The 18,494-nt window shown below is 45.7% G+C and carries 18 protein-coding genes; 12 read left to right on the forward strand and 6 right to left on the reverse strand.

What is annotated here, in order from left to right:
- Positions 1–81: 81 nt before the first annotated feature.
- The 12 genes from AC1DXC_RS17200 to AC1DXC_RS17255 all read left to right on the forward strand — a co-directional run bounded on the left by AC1DXC_RS17200 (position 82) and on the right by AC1DXC_RS17255 (position 14,213).
- Positions 82–696 (forward strand): TetR/AcrR family transcriptional regulator, encoded by a 615-nt coding sequence (locus AC1DXC_RS17200; protein WP_477460401.1) that lies wholly within the window; start codon positions 82–84, stop codon positions 694–696.
- A 97-nt stretch (positions 697–793) separates the two neighbouring features.
- Positions 794–2,140, forward strand: coding sequence for a TolC family protein (locus AC1DXC_RS17205; RefSeq protein ID WP_477460402.1), 1,347 nt, complete (start codon positions 794–796; stop codon positions 2,138–2,140).
- A 34-nt stretch (positions 2,141–2,174) separates the two neighbouring features.
- Positions 2,175–3,284 (forward strand): efflux RND transporter periplasmic adaptor subunit, encoded by a 1,110-nt coding sequence (locus AC1DXC_RS17210; RefSeq protein ID WP_477460403.1) that lies wholly within the window; start codon positions 2,175–2,177, stop codon positions 3,282–3,284.
- Between the two features lie 25 nt (positions 3,285–3,309).
- The gene (locus tag AC1DXC_RS17215; protein ID WP_477460404.1) at positions 3,310–6,774 is read left to right on the forward strand and encodes an efflux RND transporter permease subunit; all 3,465 of its coding nucleotides are present in this window, start codon (positions 3,310–3,312) and stop codon (positions 6,772–6,774) included.
- 189 nt (positions 6,775–6,963) lie between these two features.
- A complete protein-coding gene (locus AC1DXC_RS17220; RefSeq protein WP_477460405.1) occupies positions 6,964–7,578 on the forward strand; it encodes a TetR/AcrR family transcriptional regulator in 615 nt (204 codons plus the stop codon).
- Positions 7,579–7,740: 162 nt separating this feature from the next.
- The gene (locus AC1DXC_RS17225) at positions 7,741–8,211 is read left to right on the forward strand and encodes a RidA family protein (protein WP_477460406.1); all 471 of its coding nucleotides are present in this window, start codon (positions 7,741–7,743) and stop codon (positions 8,209–8,211) included.
- 2 nt (positions 8,212–8,213) lie between these two features.
- Complete coding sequence (locus AC1DXC_RS17230; RefSeq protein ID WP_477460407.1) at positions 8,214–8,669, forward strand: hypothetical protein; 456 nt, start codon at positions 8,214–8,216, stop codon at positions 8,667–8,669.
- The gene (locus AC1DXC_RS17235; protein ID WP_477460408.1) at positions 8,666–9,775 is read left to right on the forward strand and encodes a D-TA family PLP-dependent enzyme; all 1,110 of its coding nucleotides are present in this window, start codon (positions 8,666–8,668) and stop codon (positions 9,773–9,775) included. The genes AC1DXC_RS17230 and AC1DXC_RS17235 overlap by 4 nt, the downstream gene beginning before the upstream one ends.
- A 3-nt stretch (positions 9,776–9,778) precedes the next feature.
- On the forward strand, positions 9,779–10,114 hold the full coding sequence (locus AC1DXC_RS17240) for a hypothetical protein (protein ID WP_477460409.1): 336 nt from the start codon (positions 9,779–9,781) through the stop codon (positions 10,112–10,114).
- A gap of 16 nt (positions 10,115–10,130) precedes the next feature.
- Positions 10,131–11,201: a dipeptidase gene (locus tag AC1DXC_RS17245; protein WP_477460410.1), complete on the forward strand. Its 1,071-nt coding sequence runs from the start codon at positions 10,131–10,133 to the stop codon at positions 11,199–11,201.
- Between the two features lie 4 nt (positions 11,202–11,205).
- Positions 11,206–11,610 (forward strand): hypothetical protein, encoded by a 405-nt coding sequence (locus AC1DXC_RS17250; RefSeq protein ID WP_477460411.1) that lies wholly within the window; start codon positions 11,206–11,208, stop codon positions 11,608–11,610.
- Positions 11,611–11,618: 8 nt separating this feature from the next.
- Positions 11,619–14,213: an MGH1-like glycoside hydrolase domain-containing protein gene (locus AC1DXC_RS17255; RefSeq protein WP_477460412.1), complete on the forward strand. Its 2,595-nt coding sequence runs from the start codon at positions 11,619–11,621 to the stop codon at positions 14,211–14,213.
- Positions 14,214–14,217: 4 nt separating this feature from the next.
- Here AC1DXC_RS17255 and AC1DXC_RS17260 read toward each other — a convergent pair whose 3' ends face one another.
- The 6 genes from AC1DXC_RS17260 to AC1DXC_RS17285 form a co-directional block, all read right to left on the reverse strand.
- On the reverse strand, positions 14,218–14,841 hold the full coding sequence (locus AC1DXC_RS17260) for a hypothetical protein (protein WP_477460413.1): 624 nt from the start codon (positions 14,839–14,841) through the stop codon (positions 14,218–14,220).
- 5 nt (positions 14,842–14,846) lie between these two features.
- Positions 14,847–15,026, reverse strand: coding sequence for a hypothetical protein (locus AC1DXC_RS17265; protein ID WP_477460414.1), 180 nt, complete (start codon positions 15,024–15,026; stop codon positions 14,847–14,849).
- Between the two features lie 150 nt (positions 15,027–15,176).
- On the reverse strand, positions 15,177–15,410 hold the full coding sequence (locus AC1DXC_RS17270) for a hypothetical protein (protein ID WP_477460415.1): 234 nt from the start codon (positions 15,408–15,410) through the stop codon (positions 15,177–15,179).
- A gap of 61 nt (positions 15,411–15,471) precedes the next feature.
- Positions 15,472–15,921: an SsrA-binding protein SmpB gene (smpB, locus tag AC1DXC_RS17275; protein WP_477460416.1), complete on the reverse strand. Its 450-nt coding sequence runs from the start codon at positions 15,919–15,921 to the stop codon at positions 15,472–15,474.
- A 19-nt stretch (positions 15,922–15,940) separates the two neighbouring features.
- The gene (locus tag AC1DXC_RS17280; RefSeq protein ID WP_477460417.1) at positions 15,941–17,821 is read right to left on the reverse strand and encodes an Nramp family divalent metal transporter; all 1,881 of its coding nucleotides are present in this window, start codon (positions 17,819–17,821) and stop codon (positions 15,941–15,943) included.
- Positions 17,818–18,468, reverse strand: coding sequence for a metal-dependent transcriptional regulator (locus tag AC1DXC_RS17285; RefSeq protein WP_477460418.1), 651 nt, complete (start codon positions 18,466–18,468; stop codon positions 17,818–17,820). Before AC1DXC_RS17285 ends, AC1DXC_RS17280 begins: the two co-directional genes overlap by 4 nt.
- Positions 18,469–18,494: the final 26 nt, after the last annotated feature.

Genomic DNA, 18,494 nt, shown 5'->3' on the forward strand with positions numbered 1-18,494 from the left:
ACGTGTTTGTCAGCCAAAGGTAATTTACGATGGAAACTTTGAAATCTAAAAATGTTTCCATAGTTTTGACTCGTAAAGTCAATGAGTCAGGAAGAAAGAATAATAAACGGCGCGCTCGACCTGTTTTTGCAAGCAGGTATTAAAAGCGTAACCATGGACGATATAGCCCGGCATTTGGGCATGTCGAAGAAAACGATATACCATTTTTTTGGCGATAAGAACGAGTTGGTGGTTGAGCTGGTTAAAAGCCGGCTAAAGGAAGATGAGCGGCAGATAAACGAAATCATCGAGAAATCGGCAAACGTGATAGAGGAGATGATTGGCATGATGAAGTGCTCGGAGGACATATTCTCGAGGATAAATCCCATCGTGTTCCACGATTTGCAGAAGTACCACCCCCAGGCCTGGCAGGAGTTCCAGAATTTTAAAGCCGGGGTTATTATCAGTAAGCTGGTAGAGCTTTTGAATAAAGGTATGGAGCAAGGTTTCATTCGCGATGATATTGACGTAAAGATACTGGCTACTATGCGCGTGAACCAGGTAGAGATGGGCTTTAATACAACTATTTTCCCGGTTGCGCATTTCAATAGCTGGAAGGTACAGCTGCAATTGCTGGAACATTTCAACTATGGCATTTGTACCATAAAGGGGCACGAATTGCTGGATAAATACAAACAACAAAACGCAAACAAATAATAGAAACCTGCTGACATACGGTTGTCAATAAAAACAATCTTTTTGCAGCAGAGAAAAACGGAACACACCAAAATCCATCATATATATGCACACCAACATGAAACGATTACTACTCATAATGCTTTGCGCTGCAGCCAGCCTCAAAGGCTACGCGCAAACGCAGCCCGCCCCTCAAACTTACAGCTTCACCATACAGGATGCTATCAACTACGCCTACGAGCACCGCGACTCGGTGGTTAATGCAGCGCTGGATGTAAAAAGTGCCGACTATAAGGTAAAAGAAACCATTGGGCAAGGCTTCCCGCAGATAGACGGCACGGCATCTATACAGGATTATCTGAAAATACCCACCACCTTATTGCCCGGCGAGGTTTTCGGCGCACCGGCAGGTACTTTTATACCAGTAAAATTCGGCGTAAAATATTCGTCTAATTTAGGGATAAACGCTACGCAATTGCTTTTCGATCCAAGCTACATCATAGGCTTGCAAGGACGAACTACTTATAAGGAGCTGTACAACAGGGCCTACAACCGCACCAAAATTGATATGAACGTAGCGGTTACCAAAGCTTATTACCAACTTTTGGTAAGCCAGGAGCAAATAAAGTTACTGGATGCCAACATAGCCCAATTAAAGCTAAGGCAAGACCAAACCATAGCGCAAAACAAACAGGGCGTAGTGGAGAAAATTGATGTAGACCGTATTGCCGTGCAATATAACAACCTGGTTACCACGCGCGAAAATACGCTGCGTTTGCTGGCACTGAATTACCAGGTGTTGAAATTTCAGATAGGCATGCCAATAGATTACACCCTCACTTTAAAAAACAGCTTAGCCGATGTAAAACTGGATGATGCCGAGGCCGAAATAGTTGCAGATACAACGGCCTATAAAAACCGGGCTGAGTATGGTTTTTTAGAAACAAGCCTTGCTTTGAGCAGGTTCGATCTTAGACGTACCAAGGCTCAGTTTTTGCCAACCTTATCTGCAAATGCAGCTTACACGTTTTCGTACCAAAACAACAGCTTTGGCGATTTGTACAGCTCAAGTTTCCCCTCTAGCTATATTGGCCTTACTTTGAAGGTGCCCATTTTTAGCGGTTTTCAACGTGTAAACCGGGTTAAGCAATCGCAAATAACCGTATTAAAGGCAGAGAATAGCCTTGCACAAGCCAAAAACGGCCTTAACCTGCAGGCACAAACGGCTAAAACAAGATATATCAACGGTTTGCAATTGCTTAACAATCAAAAGCGCAGCCAGGAACTTGCACGCGAAGTATTGCGCGTAGCAAATATAAAATATCAGCAGGGCGTAGGTAGCAGCATTGAAGTTACGCAGGCGCAAACCGACCTGCAAAACGCAGATAACGATTATATAAAAGGGCTTTACGATGCTTTGGTAAGCAAGGTTGATTTAGATAGGGCATACGGACGCATACAATAAACAAACTAAACTCACATTCACACTCCATATAAACATGAAAAAATTACTATACATACCGGCAATACTGTTATTAGCAGCATGCTCAAAACCAAAAGACAAAAAGACCGAACTGGCCGACCTGCAAAAGCAGCAGCAAGAGATAAACGCCAAGATTAGTAAACTGCAAAGCGAAATTGGCACGGTAGATTCAACAAAAGCCGTTGAGGTTGGTGCGCTTGAAATTAAGACCTCAACGTTTACCAACTACGTGCAAATACAGGGTAAAATAGATGCCCAGGATAATGTTACGGCTTTTTCTCAGTCGCCGGGTACTATTACGGGCCTGTATGTAAAACCGGGCCAGCATGTGAGCAAAGGGCAGGTGCTTGCGCAACTTGATGCCAGCGTACTGCAGCAAAATATTGCGCAAAGCGAGGCGCAGGTAAGCCTTAACCAAACCCTTTATGAGCGTCAGAAAAACCTTTGGGATCAGAAAATAGGCACCGAAGTACAGTTTTTACAGGCACAAACAACTTTACAGGCAAGCAAAAAAGCTTTGGCCTCCTTACGCCAGCAGGCAAACCTTTACCGCATTGTATCGCCAATAAACGGCACAGTAGACCAAATGGATCTTAAACTTGGCCAGGCCTTGCAGCCTGGGCAGCCCGGCAACGGTATCCGTATAGTTAATGCTGATATATTAAAAATTAAAGCCGACGTGCCTGAATCATATTCGGGCAGCGTGAACACCGGTAACCAGGTACAAATATTGGTGCCCGATGCTAAAGACTCGTTAATGACAACCGTAACCTTCGCTTCTAAAGCTATCGACCCAACCTCGCGCAGCTTTGCAGTTGAAATAAAATTGCCACATCGTGCTTCGTTGCGCCCTAACATGACGGCCATTATCAAAATTGCCAACTACATTAATAATGCTGCGATAGTTATCCCGGTTAAATCCGTTCAGCGTTCAGAAGAAGGCGATTATGTTTTCTTGAATGTAAATGGCATTGCCAAACGTACCACCGTTAAAGTTGGCGCTACCTATGGCGGTATGTCCGAGATATTATCGGGCTTAAAAGTCGGCGATCAATTGGTTACCGATGGCGCTACCGATATAGAGGACGGCGACAAGATAAAGGTTACAACAACATCTGCTAATTAATTGAACGCCTGATATAATACATATTATGAAAGATGTGAAAAAAGAGTTTGGGCCCTCCAGTTGGTCCATTGATAATAAAACAGCAATTTATGTGCTGATATTATTTATAACGGTGATGGGGATCATCAGGTACAACCAGTTGCCTAAAGAAAACTTCCCGGATATTGAGGTGCCTAAAATATTTGTTACCACTCAGTTCCTTGGCCAATCGCCGCAGAATATTGAGAACCTGGTTACCCGCCAGATAGAGAAGAAACTTAAATCTCTTAAAGGGTTAAAAAAGGTTACCTCTAACTCGGTACAAAATGTATCAATCATCACCGCAGAATTTAACACCGATGTTAAAGTTAAAGATGCTAAGATAGATGTGCAGGACGCAGTTGATAAAGCCCGCCAGGATTTGCCGCAGAACGATAACAACTTTAAAGAACCAACCGTTTCTGACGTTAACATCTCCGACCTACCTATCCTTTATGTTAACTTATCGGGCGATTACGACCTTAAAAAGCTGAAAGAATTTGCCGATATATTGAAAGACGACATCGAGAGCTTTAAGGAAATTTCGCTTGTAAATGAAATTGGCGCCCTAACTCCCGAGATACAGGTAAATGTGGACTTGAACAAGATGGCCGCCGCTCAGATTAGCTTTAGTGATATAATACAGGCTATAGGCAACGAGAATATCCTGGCATCGGCCGGTACCATCAAAACCGATGGCGTGCGCCGCGCAGTAGATATTAAAAAGGATTTTAAAAACGCCGACCAGGTGGCTGCTATGGCTATCCGTAATCCTAAGGGCCAGGCTGTGTACCTGAGGGATATCGCAGAAATCAAAGATTCGTTTTTGGAGCAAGAGAGTTTTGCACGCCTAAAAGTACCTGGTAACGATAAATTTAAAAATGTAATTACCCTTGCAGTAAGTAAGCGTGCCGGCGAAAACCTGATACAGGCCTCCGACAAAATAAACAACTTAATTAAAGACAAACAAAAAACAGTATTCCCTAAAGGTCTAAACATCACTGTAACCGGCGATCAAAGTAATAAAACCCGCACCACGCTTAACGATTTGATCAACACTATCGTTATCGGTTTTATATTGGTTACGGTTATCCTGATGTTTTTTATGGGGACAACCAATGCCATTTTTGTGGCCTTATCAGTGCCGTTATCCTGTTTTGTAGCGTTTTTGGTAATGCCGGTGTTCGATGTCACGTTCAACATGATTGTTTTATTCTCCTTCCTGCTTGCATTGGGTATTGTGGTGGATGATGCCATTGTGGTAATAGAAAACACGCACCGCCTTTTTGCCAACGGTAAAGTGCCGATTAAAGAAGCAGCAAAACATGCAGCAGGCGAAGTGTTTTTGCCGGTGTTTTCGGGTACCATGACCACCCTAGCGCCCTTTATACCATTATTGTTTTGGAACAGTTTGATAGGGGAGTTTATGAAATATCTGCCCATAACGCTGATAATTACCTTGTTGGCCTCGTTGGTGATCGCTTATATCATGAACCCCGTTTTCGCGGTGGATTTTATGAAACCGCATCACGATGGCGAGCACGATCACCCGAAATTTGATAAAAGCACCCGTAAAACAACCTTTATAATGGGTGGCTTTGCAATCGTATTGTACCTGCTAACATTTTTACCGGCAGAGAGTGCTTTACACATTACACTCTTTACACCCAACCTGTTGGTGGTGCTGATTGTATTTTACCTGCTAAACCACTTTGTGTTCCTGCGTTGGATAGATAAATTTCAGAAAAACGGCTGGCCACGTTTCCAAAACTGGTACGCCAGGTGGTTAGAGAAAGCTGTAAAGCGCCCTGTTACTATGTTGATGGGCACATTTGTACTGTTCATAGCGGCTATCGTGGGTGTATCATTATTCGGTAAAACACCGGTGTTTTTCCCTGCGGGCGATCCAAACTTTGCTTATGTGTACATCACCATGCCTATAGGTACCGACCAGGCTACTACCGATGCAGTAACCAAACAGGTAGAGCAGCGCGTAGCTAAAGTTGTAGCGCCTGATGAAGATATCGTAACCTCGGTTATATCTAACGTAACCAAAAGTGTAACCGATCCGCAGGACGAGGATCAGGGCGATTACCAAAATAAGGGTAAGGTAACTGTGGCGTTTGAGGAATTTGGAAAACGTAAGGGCAAAGACACCAAGGCAATCTTGCTAAATATCCGTAAAGCTGTACAGGGTTTTCCGGGTGTTAAAATTGTTGTTACGCAGGAAGCAGCCGGCCCGCCGGTGCAAAAAGACATCAGCCTGGAAATTGCCGGCGATAACCTGGATACACTTGTAAAAACAGCTAAGCGTTTAAAAAACTTTATCGGGAAACAGAACATACCCGGTATAGATAACCTTGTTGCCGATATAGAAAGCGACAAGCCTGAAATTGTATTTGATATCGACCGCGAACGTGCCAATCGCGAAGGCATCAGCACGTTTCAAATTAACCAAAACCTGGGTATCGCAATATTTGGTGCAAAGGCGGCAGATTTTAGGAACACCAAGGAAGATGACTACCAGATAAAGGTGCGCGCTATGGAAGAGCAGCGCGGTAATATTGATGAGCTGCGGAACATGCGTATCACTTACCGCGACCTTGCTACCGGTGGCGCGATACGCCAGGTGCCTATTTCGGCCTTTACCGATATCCGCTATACCAATACATTCAGTAATATTAAGCGCAAGCAACAACGCAGGGTACTTACCTTATCCTCAAGCGTTATACAGCCTTACAATCCAAATGAAGTGAATGCCAGCATTCTCAAAGCTATTGCTAATTTCAAGCATGACGATAGCGTAACCATAAGACAGGGCGGTGGCCAGGAAGATCAAATGGAAGCTGTTACATTCCTTGGGGGCGCGCTGCTCACTTCTTTCGGCATAATCTTTATCATCCTGATGATACAGTTCAACTCGGTGGGTAAAACGTTTATCATCATCAGTGAGATTTTCTTCAGTATAATAGGCGTGCTGTTAGGCGTAACCATCTTCCACATGACTATGGCCATCGTTATGACAGGCGTAGGTATCATTGCCCTCGCCGGTGTGGTGGTGCGAAACGGTATTTTGCTGGTAGAGTTTACCGATATGCTGATAGAGCAAGGCACCAGCCTGCACGATGCCGTGGTTGAAGCCGGCCATACCCGTATGACGCCCGTATTGTTGACGGCTACTGCCGCCATTTTGGGGCTGATACCGCTTGCTGTCGGCTTTAATATCGACTTCGTAGGGTTGTTTACCCACTTTGAACCGCATATTCACTTCGGTGGCGATAACGTTGCATTCTGGGGCCCATTGGCATGGACGATGATCTTCGGCCTGGGCTTTGCAACCATCATCACTTTGATATTGGTGCCTTGTATGTACATCATCCGTGTAAACATGAAGACATACTTCTTTGGCGACCAAAACGCAAAGAAAGACGCTGAAATAGAAAAGCTGTTAGCTGCCGAAGCCGACGCATAGGCTGATATCCTAAAAATCATACTCAAGGCCGCATAGTTGTACTGTGCGGCCTTTTATTTGTAGAATTAGTGTCGTTTTAACATTTGAATATCATCTTTTAAACAGCCTTAAAACTAATAGACTGAAAATTTGATATTTTTGTTAAATAAGTCAGGAATACGGATTGACTAAGAGCAAGATAAGCAATAGATGAGCGCAGGCATAGAAAACCAGGATATCAAACGCGAGAAGATTTTAGAGGCATCGTACCAGCGGTTCCTGCATTATGGTTATTCAAAAACCACGATGAATGAGATAGCGGGCGATCTTTCTATGTCTAAAGCCTTGCTGTATTACTACTTTCCGGATAAGAGCGAACTGTATATGGCCGTAATGCGCAAGCTGGCCAACGATTACCTTAAGCTGCTGCAGGATAATGTAGACAGCTTTACCGGCCTGCGTGATGCTTTCCTGTTCCAGGTAAATACCCATCACCATTTTATGGTGGCCAATTATAACTTCTTCGATTTTGTAAGGCTTAACGAGCAGAACCTGCCTGATAGCATATGGGCCATAGTGAACCAGATACGTGCCGCCGAAACCACGCTGCTTGCAAACGCCATACAGGCAGAAATTGCCAAGGGCAACATACAACAGGTAGCCAATCCGGATGAAATCGTGGATGTTTTCCTTGATGCGCTGCACGGCATCAAAGTGGGCGCTATGCAGCACAAAAAAGCCGCCTTCCCCCGCAAAGAACACCTGGACGAGATACACGCCAAACGCTTGCTGCTGATTGATATCTTCGTAAAGGGCCTTCGGTAGGCGTGCGTTCTCTTCAAGCGGCTTTACCCGCATCCCTCCTAAAACGTTATGAATATTGCAGCATAAAACCCGATGTTTGTTAGGCTAAAATGCTTAGTCATTTACAAATCCTTTATGATCTTTGTCATAAAAAAAGCCATATTTATATAATAGTTTTACGCCATGATCAACGCAGAACAAAACTTCACAGCCTTAAGGCTTATTTTGCCTCCCGCGCCAAAACCGCTGGGAGTGTACAAACCTTGTTTAATTGATGGTAAATACCTCTACGTATCGGGCCACGGCACGGTTAAGAGCGATGGCAGCCTTATTATAGGCCGCATAGGGCAAGATATGACGGCCGAAGAAGGCAAGCTTGCAGCAAGGCAAGTTGGCCTGGCTATTTTAGCTACCATTAAAGCCAATGTAGGCAGCCTGGATAAAATAAAACGTGTTATAAAAGTGCTGGGCATGGTAAATTGCACACCCGATTTTGAGAAGCACCCCTTCATCATAAACGGGGCAAGCGAACTGTTTGCGAGTGTTTGGGGCGAAGACAACGGCATTGGCGTGCGTAGTGCAGTGGGCATGGGTTCTTTGCCCGATAATATCCCGGTAGAGATTGAGGCTTTATTCGAGCTGGAAGATTACTAACAATGAAACGGTTGCTGCTCGTTTTGATGATTTGCGTGCTATTTAGTTGTAGTAATGTTTCGGATAAAATAGTGGACAACTTTAGTCAGAAATGCAAAGCAGCGGGCTGCACTATCAAAATAAAAGACGTAACGGACTTTAAATGGGACAAGTTGTACTTGTTTGGCTCCTGGACTGAGCAATCCTTTATTGTTAATGCGATAGGGTTTAATTATACGGGACATGATGTGCCGGATGATACGGTTAGGTTACTTTTTATTTCTGGCAATGAAGTGGTGCATGAGGAAGATTACGACCAGTCACACTATAGTTTCCCTGAAGAATTGAAAAGTTACCCCGGAGAGGAAAAGAAAGGTTATCTAACACCAGCTACCGCCGTTTTTAATGTTGCTAAGGTAAAAGCGGATACTTCATGCAATGATTGTTTTTATTATTCTCTGAGTTCTATAAAAAAATGAGCAGTAACTGGTACCTTATAAACGATGTCCACAAACTGGATACCCCGGCTTTGGTGGTTTATCCCGATAGAGTAAAATACAATATCGACCTGGTTAGAACCATGGTAGACGATGTTAACCGCGTGCGCCCGCATATAAAAACCCATAAAAGCCCGGATGTTACAAAGCTGATGTTGCATGCCGGCATAGGCAAGTTTAAGTGCGCCACCATTGCCGAAGCCGAAATGCTGGGCATGTGCAAGGCTATGGACGTTTTGCTGGCCTATCAGCCCAACGGACCTAAACTGACAAGGTTTATCAATCTAATAAAAGCATATCCGGATACCGCGTTTTCCTGCCTGGTAGACAACGTAGGCACCGCAAGCGCGATAGCCGAGGCGGCGCTGAAAGAAGATATCGTTATCACGGTTTACATCGACCTGAACATCGGTATGAACCGCACCGGCATTATACCTGCCGATGCATTGGAGCTGTACCAGGCATGTGCCGATTTGCAAGGCGTCGCCTTGAAGGGCCTGCATGCTTACGATGGGCATATACATGATGCGGATTACGCAGTAAGGCAGCAACGGTCAGATGAAGCCATCGAACCCGTACTGGAGCTTGCCCGGATGATATACGATGAGGGTTACCCCATGCCGGTAATTATTGCCGGTGGTTCGCCAACGTTTCCTATCATCGCGCAAAGGGAAAATTTAGAATGCAGCCCCGGCACCTTTGCTTATTGGGACAGGGGCTATGAGTTGGCGTTTAAGGAGCAGGCTTTCCAAACGGCGGCCCTAATCGTAGCGAGGGTGGTTTCCCTACCGGGCGAAACGAAAGTATGCATAGATGTGGGACATAAATCGGTATCGGCAGAAAATGAATTAGGCAAGCGTATCTACTTCCTAAACGCGCCCGAATTGGTATTTACAGGCCACAGTGAGGAGCATTTAGTTGCCGATGCAGGCCCGAACCACCATTATAAGGTGGGCGATATTTTGTATGGTTTGCCTTACCATATTTGCCCAACAGTAGCTTTGTACGAGCGGGCGATAACCATCGAGAACCAACAAATAACCGGAGAGTGGCTCAATGTGGCAAGGGATAGGAAAATTACGATGTAAAATATGAATAAAAGAAATATTTACGTTGCCGCTGCGGTACTATTAATAATTTTGGCTTTTCAGTTTTACAAAAGCAATGAAAAAACCAAGCAGGATAGTTATAGAATAACAGAGGTAAATAAGGGCTCGAAACCTGCAAAAGGTGTTATCGTTAGGAACGAATCTGACAAGTATAACCACATATTTGTAATTAAATATCAAGCCAACAAAGCTGACTATGAATCCTGGGTTACATGGTACAGCAACCCAAAGGGGCTTAGGGTAGGGGATTCCATTTCATTTAGATACAGCATAAAAAATCCGCAGTTGGTCATCACCGAATTAGAAAAAGCATACTAAGTTAATCTCACGACCTATGTTTATTATCGATGCTCACCTCGACCTCAGCATGAACGCCCTGGAATGGAACCGCGATTTAACGCAACCCATTGCAGCTATCAATGCCCGCGAGGCAGGCTTGACCGATAAACCCGATAGAGGGTCAGGCGTAGTATCCCTCCCCGAACTACGTAAAGGCAACATCGGCCTGGTGGTAGCTACGCAAATAGGCCGCTACGTTGCGCCTGATAACCATTTGCCGGGCTGGCATTCGCCGCAGCAGGCATGGGCACAAACGCAGGGGCAACTGGCCTGGTACAAAGCCATGGAAGATGCCGGCGAAATGGCGCAGATAAATAACCTTGCCTCGCTGGAACAGCATTTAGCATTGTGGAGCGATAAGGGGGATAACACAAAAAAAACGGTCGGCTATATTTTAAGTTTAGAAGGTGCCGATTCCTTTGTGGACGTAAGTTATCTGGAACGTGCCTATCAGAATGGACTACGTGCAGTCGGCCCCGCCCATTACGGCCCCGGCAGGTATGCCAATGGTACCGATGCAACCGGCAAAATGGGCGCAAATGGATTGGAACTATTGAAAGAGATGGAGCGGCTGAATGTGATACTGGATGCCACTCACCTCTGCGATGATGCCTTTTGGCAGGCCCTGGACAACTTTAATGGCCACGTTTGGGCCAGCCATAACAATTGCCGCGCATTGGTGAACCATAACCGCCAGTATAGCGACGAAATGATAAAGGCCCTGATAGAACGTGGTGCCGTAATAGGCGCAGCGTTGGATGCCTGGATGATGGTGCCGGGATGGGTGAGGGGCCGATCTACCCCGAAGGGCATGAACTGCAACATGGAGGTAATGGTTGACCATATAGACCATATTTGCCAGATTGCCGGTAATGCCATGCACATAGGCATGGGCACTGACCTGGACGGTGCCTTCGGTAGAGAACAATGCCCTTACGATTTGGAAACCATCGCCGATTTGCAAAAGGTACCTGATTTATTGAAGAAACGGGGTTATACCGACGGTGATATCGATAATATGATGCATGGCAACTGGCTGCGTTTCTTAAAGAATGCGTGGAAATAGAACAATGAAATATAAACGCCTGTATTTATTGATAATAATATGCCTTGCAAGTTGCAACAAACTTGCGCCGGGTGGTTTTTGGAATAATTTTGACAGCGCGCATATCAATGGTAAAACCACTGACCAGGGGCCATGGGCTGTGCAGCGTGTTATTTACTGGGAAAGCCAGGTTAAATATAAAGACAGCGATGTGCTGAGTTTTGCATCGAATAACGGGTGGACAGTATTCCTTTCCAAAATCGAAAACGATTTTGGCGACGACAGCAGTTGGATGAAATACCCGGGTAAATTATACATACTCAAGAAGGAGTCGGTTAACGCCGTAGATAAGGGCGAAAGATCATACTGTTATTTGTTGATAAGTGCCGACCACACGAAGATGTCGGTTAATCTCGATGAAATGGATTAATTAAAATTATGAACAAAGAGCAGGCGAGGTTAAAGGAAACGGGTTGGAAAAAATGGGGACCTTATGTGAGCGACCGCCAATGGGGCACGGTGCGCGAGGATTACAGCGCTAACGGCGATGCCTGGAACTATATTACTCACGATATGGCCCGCAGCAGGGCCTACCGCTGGGGCGAGGAGGGTATAGCCGGCATTAGCGACCGCGACCAGCACCTTTGTTTTGCCATTGCCCTGTGGAATAAAAAAGACCCCATCATCAAAGAACGCTACTTCGGCCTGAACAACAGCGAAGGCAACCACGGCGAAGACGTAAAAGAGCTTTACTATTACCTCGATAGCACGCCCACGCATTCGTACATGAAAATGTTGTACAAATACCCGCAGCAACAATTTCCATATACCACCTTAGCTGAAGAAAACCGCAAACGCGGCCGTAACGACCCCGAATTCGAACTGGCAGATACAGGCATCTTCAACAACAACGAATATTTCGACGTTTATGTGGAATACGCCAAGGCCTCGCGGGAGGATATCGGCATCAGGATAACCATCCATAACCGTAGTGATGCGGAGGCAAGCCTGAATGTGCTGCCCACGCTTTGGTTCCGTAACACCTGGACGCTGGGGTACAATAGCGGAGTGCCCGTGATGTCGGCTATCTCTGGTAATCAAATCAAGCTCAATCACCCGGAACTGGGCGAAATGCATTTGGTTGCAGATGGTTCGCCCGAACTGATGTTCTGCAACAACGAAACCAATACCTTGCGCTTTAATCATTTCGATGATGGCAAGCGTTTTTATAAAGACGGCATAAACGATTATATCGTACACCGTGCGGAGAGCATTAACCCGGATAAAACCGGCACCAAGGCGGCTGCTAACTACGAAATTACTATCCCCGCGAAAGGAAGCTACACGATTAAGTTGCAGCTTTCCGAAGACGCTACAAACAATCTGGATGGTATCGACGAGCTATTTGCCACCCGCAAAGCCGATGCGGATGAATTTTACACCAACCTGCAGCCAACGGCCAACGAAGATAAGGCCCGCGTGCAACGCCAGGCTTTTGCCGGTTTGCTGTGGAATAAGCAGTTCTACTACTACGATATACACCAATGGCTGCATGGCGACCCGGCTCAGCCCCTGCCATCCGCGCAGCGCTTAACAGGGCGTAACAGTAAATGGCCGCAATTCAATAACCGTGGCGACATTATCTCCATGCCCGATAAATGGGAGTTCCCCTGGTTTGCGGCCTGGGATCTTGCCTTCCATTGCATCCCGCTGGCCAGCGTAGATATGGCCTTTGCCAAAAACCAGCTTACGCTGCTTACCAAAGATTGGTATATGCACCCCAACGGACAACTGCCCGCATACGAGTGGGATTTCAGCGATACCAATCCGCCCGTTTTGGCCATGGCCACCTGGAAAATTTACCTGCTGGATAAAGCCGCCACCGGCGAAGGCGACACGTTTTTCCTGGAACGCATCTTCCACAAGCTTATGCTCAACTTTACTTGGTGGGTAAACCGTAAGGACGCGGCCGGCAACAATATCTTCGAGGGCGGTTTTTTGGGACTGGACAACATCGGCGTGTTCGACCGAAACACGCGCTTCGGCAACGGCACGCACCTGGAGCAGGTAGATGGCACCAGTTGGATGGCGATGTATTCGCTAAACCTGCTGCGCATAGCTGCTGAACTGGCCGCAACTAACAAGGCTTACGAGGATATCGCCTCTAAATATTTCGAGCATTTTATTTACATAGCGGGTGCCATGTCGACTTTAGGCACGGATAACACCGGCCTATGGGACGAAGCCGACGGCTTCTTTTATGACCAGTTGCGCCTGCCCGATGGCAGCGCCGAAAAGATGCGGGTACGCAGCATAGTAGGGTTAATTCCTCTTTTTGCAGCCGAGGTATTGGATGAGGCCGCCATTGCGGATAACCCTATTTTTAAGGGCCGCATGGACTGGTTTATCGCCAACCGGCCCGATCTGGCATCGCTGGTATCGCGCTGGAACGAGGTTAGGGCAGGGGGCACGCACCTCATTAGCCTGTTGCGCGGCTACCGCATGAAAAGCCTGCTGCGCTATATGCTGGATGAAAAGGAGTTTCTGAGCGATTACGGCATCCGGTCGCTCTCCAAATACCATCTGGATAAGCCTTACAGCGTTAATATCTATGGCAACCACTTCAGCATAAAATATTTACCGGCGGAAAGCGATAGCGGCATGTTCGGCGGCAACAGTAATTGGCGCGGGCCAATATGGATGCCCATGAATTACCTCATCATAGAAAGCCTGAACACCTTTTACGAATACTACGGCGACGATTTTAAGGTAGAATGCCCCACCGGTAGCGGCAACATGATGAACCTGAAAGAAGTGGCCAACGAAATTTACCGCCGCATCTCTTCAATTTTCCTCCGGGATGAAAAAGGCCACCGCGCTGTATTCGGCCATAACGAAAAGCTACAAACCGACGAGCACTTCAAAGACCATATTCTATACCACGAATATTTCGACGGCGACAACGGCAGCGGCAAAGGAGCTTCCCACCAAACCGGTTGGACAGGGTTGATAGCGAATTGTTTGTACCATTGAGGATTTACCAGATAAAAAATACTGTTATTACCCCTTGTTGCTTTTTGGAGAAGGCAATGCAACTAATGGTCTTGTAATCTGATCGATATCGGAAACTAATAGCCTTGCTGTCGGCTTTAAATTCGTTCCAAATACTCCGCATAGTTTCATTGTAATTTTCCGGGTCGTCAGCCAATTTCTCGTTTTTACGTAACGCAGGCTGATGGAAGTTATCATCGTCGAAAAAATGCTTTATAATTGAATTAACGGTATCGGCCTGTTGTTTCGGTTTTAACGTCTCATAGTTCAATATATAATCGGAAACGTCGCAAATACTTTGGTGTATCAAGCCTTTTGCAGGATTTAGTATCTTAAGCACGAAGGTGCCGTGCCGCACGTTCGCGCCATAAAAAGCAATCGAGAAATTGTCTTTAACAACTGTATCCGAAAAGAATCTTTGCGTAGTATTATTCGATAGCAGGTGACTGGTATCTACACGGGGTGGTATTACATATTCATGTAGAGGTGGAGGCGGCATTAGGGTAACCTTAACAACTTTCGCTGTGTCTATTGCTTTAGTAAGCGGTTTTTTACGTCCACAGGAAGCGATAATTAAGGTGGTGATAAGGATAAGGTAAAGTGGTTTCATGGTTTTTAGCTTTCCTTTGAAATGAGCTTTAAAAGGTCTATCAGTTCGGTTTCGCTGATGTTTTCCTGTTCGCCTTTATCATATATTTTTAACAGATACAAGGTTTCTGTCGCTATGGCTACCAACAGGTGTGTGATTATCCTTGCGCCGCCACTTTTGCCTTTGCCTTTACTGATGATGGCCAATCGTATTTTATAGCAATTTTTACCAATAGGCGTACCCAATTTGGGATTTGCTTCTATCTCATCCGAAAAATTAGCGTAATCAACTTTTAACGAAGGGTATTTTTAGACAACTTTTTCAATTCCTTGTCAAAGGTGCCAAGGGTAATGATATTAGAGTTCATCAAGCAATTCCCTTGCTGTTTTCAACTTAATTTTCCCTTCCTGGTGCAGTTTAACCTCTTTAAAAGCCGCCTCCAAATCCTTTTTCATCTTTTTTGCAGCGGGCGATAATTTAGGAGTTGCAGGCTCAATCAATTTGATTTTGCCACCTAACTTTGATATTACTTTCAATATCATTTCCGCATCTTTTTCGGGAAGTTTTATTTCGGCGGTTACCATGGTCATAATTTTATTAAATATACCATAAAAGTATTTAAAGCAAAAAACTTATGCGATGGGCTCGCACCTACCGCTTCAAGGCCCTATCCATTTCAATTTTGGTATCGCGCTCTTTCATGGTTTCGCGCTTGTCGAAAGTCTTTTTACCCTGGGCCAGGGCTATCTCTACCTTGGCGAAGCCGCGTTCACTGATGAACATGGCCAGGGGTACTATAGTGAGTCCCTTTTCTTCGCCGCGGGTGAGCAGTTTTTTGAGTTCCTTTTTGTTGAGCAGTAACACGCGGTCGCGCTTGGCTTCATGGTTGTAGAATGAGCCGAACGTATATTCGGAAATATGCAGGTTGCGTATATAAAGCTGGTTGCCAATAAAGGTGCAAAAGGCGTCATTTACGTTAGCTTTGCCCTCGCGGATGGATTTTATCTCGGTGCCCAGCAATTGTATGCCCGCCACGTATTTATCCAGTATGTGGTACTCAAAGTATGCCTTTTTATTCTTGATATAGATGTCCTGCTTCATTACGGTGCAAATATGCAAATTATTTTGCGGCTGGTTTAACAACCAGCACAGGCACGTTTACCTTGTGCCGCACGCTGTTTACGGTGGTGCCAAAAATCAGGTCCTTAAGCGCTTTATGCCCGTGCGAACCCATCACGATGAAATCGATTCCTTCGGAATTCACAATTTCGGCAATAGCGGTTGCTGCGCCGCCATAACCAATGCGTGCTTCGGCCTTGTAATTCAGCTTTGTTAGAGCATCCACATATTTATCCAGGTTATTCACGTCGCTTTGGGTTTCGTTATCCATCACCTGTTTGCCGTAGTAGCGTGCACCAGCGGTTTCTACAACATGTATCAGGCTGTATGTGGCTTTCTTGCCGCCCTGCATTAATGCATGGCGTATGCAGTCCTGGTCGTTTTTCGAAAAATCGATGGTAACGGCGATATGATTGTAATGCACTGCTTCCAAATTATCCAGCGAAGCTGCAATGCCATGCGGGATGTAAGTACGATGATCGGTATGTTTATACAAAAGCGGGCGCAGGAAAACGTAAAGCAACAGCGCTGCAACGCCAACCGTAATCGGCGTTATTACAAAGTGTACCAAATTTGCCGATCCCTGGTTTGCTTCGGCCCAACCACCTATCACTTGTACCACCAGCTTTGCATTCAAACCAACTATCAACACAGCAAATACCCAGGCCAAAACCTTTAAAGGCAGGCTGGTAGCAAATTTACCCATCCGCTTTTTATCCGATGTAAAATGTATCAGCGGGATAATGGCAAAACCCAATTGCAGGCTCAGTACCACCTGGCTCAATATCAGTAGTTTACCCAGGCCTTCTTCTCCGGCATACAGTATGGTGAAAAACGCGGGTACTATGGCAAATATCCTGGTGAGCAAACGCCGTAGCCAGGGTGCAATACGTAGGTTAAGGTGCCCTTCCATAATAATTTGTCCGGCGAGGGTTCCTGTTACGGTGGAGCTTTGCCCGGCGGCTATCAGCGCAATGGCAAACAATGCGGGTGCCAGTTTGCCAAAAATATTGCTAAGCAATTTATGTGCGTCCTGTATCTCGGCCACCTCGTGGTAACCCCGGCCAAAAAAGGCGGTTGCTGCCAGTATCAATATGGCTGCGTTTACAAAAAAAGCCAGGTTTAACGCTATGGTGGTATCCCAAAAGTTGTAACGGATGGCGTTTTTTATTCCCTGTTCAGTCCGGTCTATCTTTCGCGTTTGCACCAGTGAGGAGTGAAGGTAAAGGTTATGCGGCATTACTGTAGCGCCGATAATGCCAATAGCCAAATATAACGACCGTTCGTTCAATGCCGTGGGGATAAAGCCCTTGGCAACATCAATTACATGTGGCTGCACAATAAACATCTCCAATAAAAAGGCTAATCCTACTATAAATATCAGCGATATAATAAAGCCTTCTAATTTGCGCATGCCTTTATTCAGCAAAAACAAAAGCAGCAAGGTATCCAGCATCGTGATAGATACGCCCCATATCAGAGGCAAGCCGAACAGCAGGTTTAAACCAATGGCCATGCCAATAACTTCGGCAAGGTCGCAGGCTATGATGGATATCTGCGCCAGTATATACAGGCAAAAATTCACGAAACGCGGGTAGGAGTGTTTGGATGCCTGCGCCAGATCGAGTCCGCGCACTATACCCAGCCGTACACATAGGTTTTGTAGCAGTAGGGCTATCATGTTCGATAAAAGCAATACCCATATCAACTTGTAACCAAACTGGCTGCCTGCGGCTAAATCGGTGGCCCAGTTGCCCGGGTCCATATAGCCTACGCTTACCAAATAGGCGGGGCCTAAAAACGAGAGCAGTTTGCGCCAGCCGGTTTTATTTTCGGTACCTACCGAGTTGTGCACATTGCCCAACGATTCGTTTGTTATCATATAGCTATCAAAAGGTTATTGGCCACTTCGCGGCTTATTTGTAAAACTTTGTTATCCATTTGCAGTACTACGGTGTTATCGTAACTGATTATTTCTTTCACCGTTATTTGTTTGCCAATTATCAGGCCTTGCTTATCCAGGTATTGAAGGAAAGCCACCGAGTGGTCCCGAACGCCCGATATGATACCCCCGGCACCAACAGGCAGGGCGGAAATTGGTTTAAGGTCGTTCGTTTTAAAATGGCCGTTGCAGTCGGGTATCGGGTCGCCGTGTGGGTCGCGCTTGGGGAATCCCATGAATTCATCCAGCCGGTCTATCAGTTCGTTCGATGATATATGTTCCATTTCTTCGGCCATGGCGTGTACCTCGTCCCATTTAAAATTTAGCTTCTCTACCAAAAAGTATTCCCAAAGGCGGTGCTTGCGTATGATGTTGATGGCCACCTTTTCACCCGCCTCGGTAAGGCTTACGCCCTGGTAGCGGGTGTAGTTAATAAGGGTTTTGTCTGATAATTTGCGCAGCATATCCGTAACCGATGATGCTTTTGTTTCCAGCGAAGCCGCTATCTGGTTGGTGCTTACGTTTGGGCTAAGCACAGCCAGTTTGTATATGGCTTTCAAATAATTTTCCTCGGCTAATGTATTCATTTAGGCAAATATAATATTATTTTTAG

It is taken from the genome of Mucilaginibacter sp. P2_D11 (assembly GCF_056404435.1).

Excerpts from the sequence above, each read along its gene's own strand:
- AC1DXC_RS17200 (WP_477460401.1), top strand. The coding sequence starts at position 82 with ATGAGTCAGGAAGAAAGAATAATAAACGGCGCGCTCGACCTGTTTTTG.
- AC1DXC_RS17205 (WP_477460402.1), top strand. The coding sequence starts at position 794 with ATGAAACGATTACTACTCATAATGCTTTGCGCTGCAGCCAGCCTCAAA.
- AC1DXC_RS17210 (WP_477460403.1), top strand. The coding sequence starts at position 2,175 with ATGAAAAAATTACTATACATACCGGCAATACTGTTATTAGCAGCATGC.
- AC1DXC_RS17215 (WP_477460404.1), top strand. The coding sequence starts at position 3,310 with ATGAAAGATGTGAAAAAAGAGTTTGGGCCCTCCAGTTGGTCCATTGAT.
- AC1DXC_RS17220 (WP_477460405.1), top strand. The coding sequence starts at position 6,964 with ATGAGCGCAGGCATAGAAAACCAGGATATCAAACGCGAGAAGATTTTA.
- AC1DXC_RS17225 (WP_477460406.1), top strand. The coding sequence starts at position 7,741 with ATGATCAACGCAGAACAAAACTTCACAGCCTTAAGGCTTATTTTGCCT.
- AC1DXC_RS17230 (WP_477460407.1), top strand. The coding sequence starts at position 8,214 with ATGAAACGGTTGCTGCTCGTTTTGATGATTTGCGTGCTATTTAGTTGT.
- AC1DXC_RS17235 (WP_477460408.1), top strand. The coding sequence starts at position 8,666 with ATGAGCAGTAACTGGTACCTTATAAACGATGTCCACAAACTGGATACC.
- AC1DXC_RS17240 (WP_477460409.1), top strand. The coding sequence starts at position 9,779 with ATGAATAAAAGAAATATTTACGTTGCCGCTGCGGTACTATTAATAATT.
- AC1DXC_RS17245 (WP_477460410.1), top strand. The coding sequence starts at position 10,131 with ATGTTTATTATCGATGCTCACCTCGACCTCAGCATGAACGCCCTGGAA.
- AC1DXC_RS17250 (WP_477460411.1), top strand. The coding sequence starts at position 11,206 with ATGAAATATAAACGCCTGTATTTATTGATAATAATATGCCTTGCAAGT.
- AC1DXC_RS17255 (WP_477460412.1), top strand. The coding sequence starts at position 11,619 with ATGAACAAAGAGCAGGCGAGGTTAAAGGAAACGGGTTGGAAAAAATGG.
- AC1DXC_RS17260 (WP_477460413.1), bottom strand. The coding sequence starts at position 14,841 with ATGAAACCACTTTACCTTATCCTTATCACCACCTTAATTATCGCTTCC.
- AC1DXC_RS17270 (WP_477460415.1), bottom strand. The coding sequence starts at position 15,410 with ATGACCATGGTAACCGCCGAAATAAAACTTCCCGAAAAAGATGCGGAA.
- smpB (WP_477460416.1), bottom strand. The coding sequence starts at position 15,921 with ATGAAGCAGGACATCTATATCAAGAATAAAAAGGCATACTTTGAGTAC.
- AC1DXC_RS17280 (WP_477460417.1), bottom strand. The coding sequence starts at position 17,821 with ATGATAACAAACGAATCGTTGGGCAATGTGCACAACTCGGTAGGTACC.
- AC1DXC_RS17285 (WP_477460418.1), bottom strand. The coding sequence starts at position 18,468 with ATGAATACATTAGCCGAGGAAAATTATTTGAAAGCCATATACAAACTG.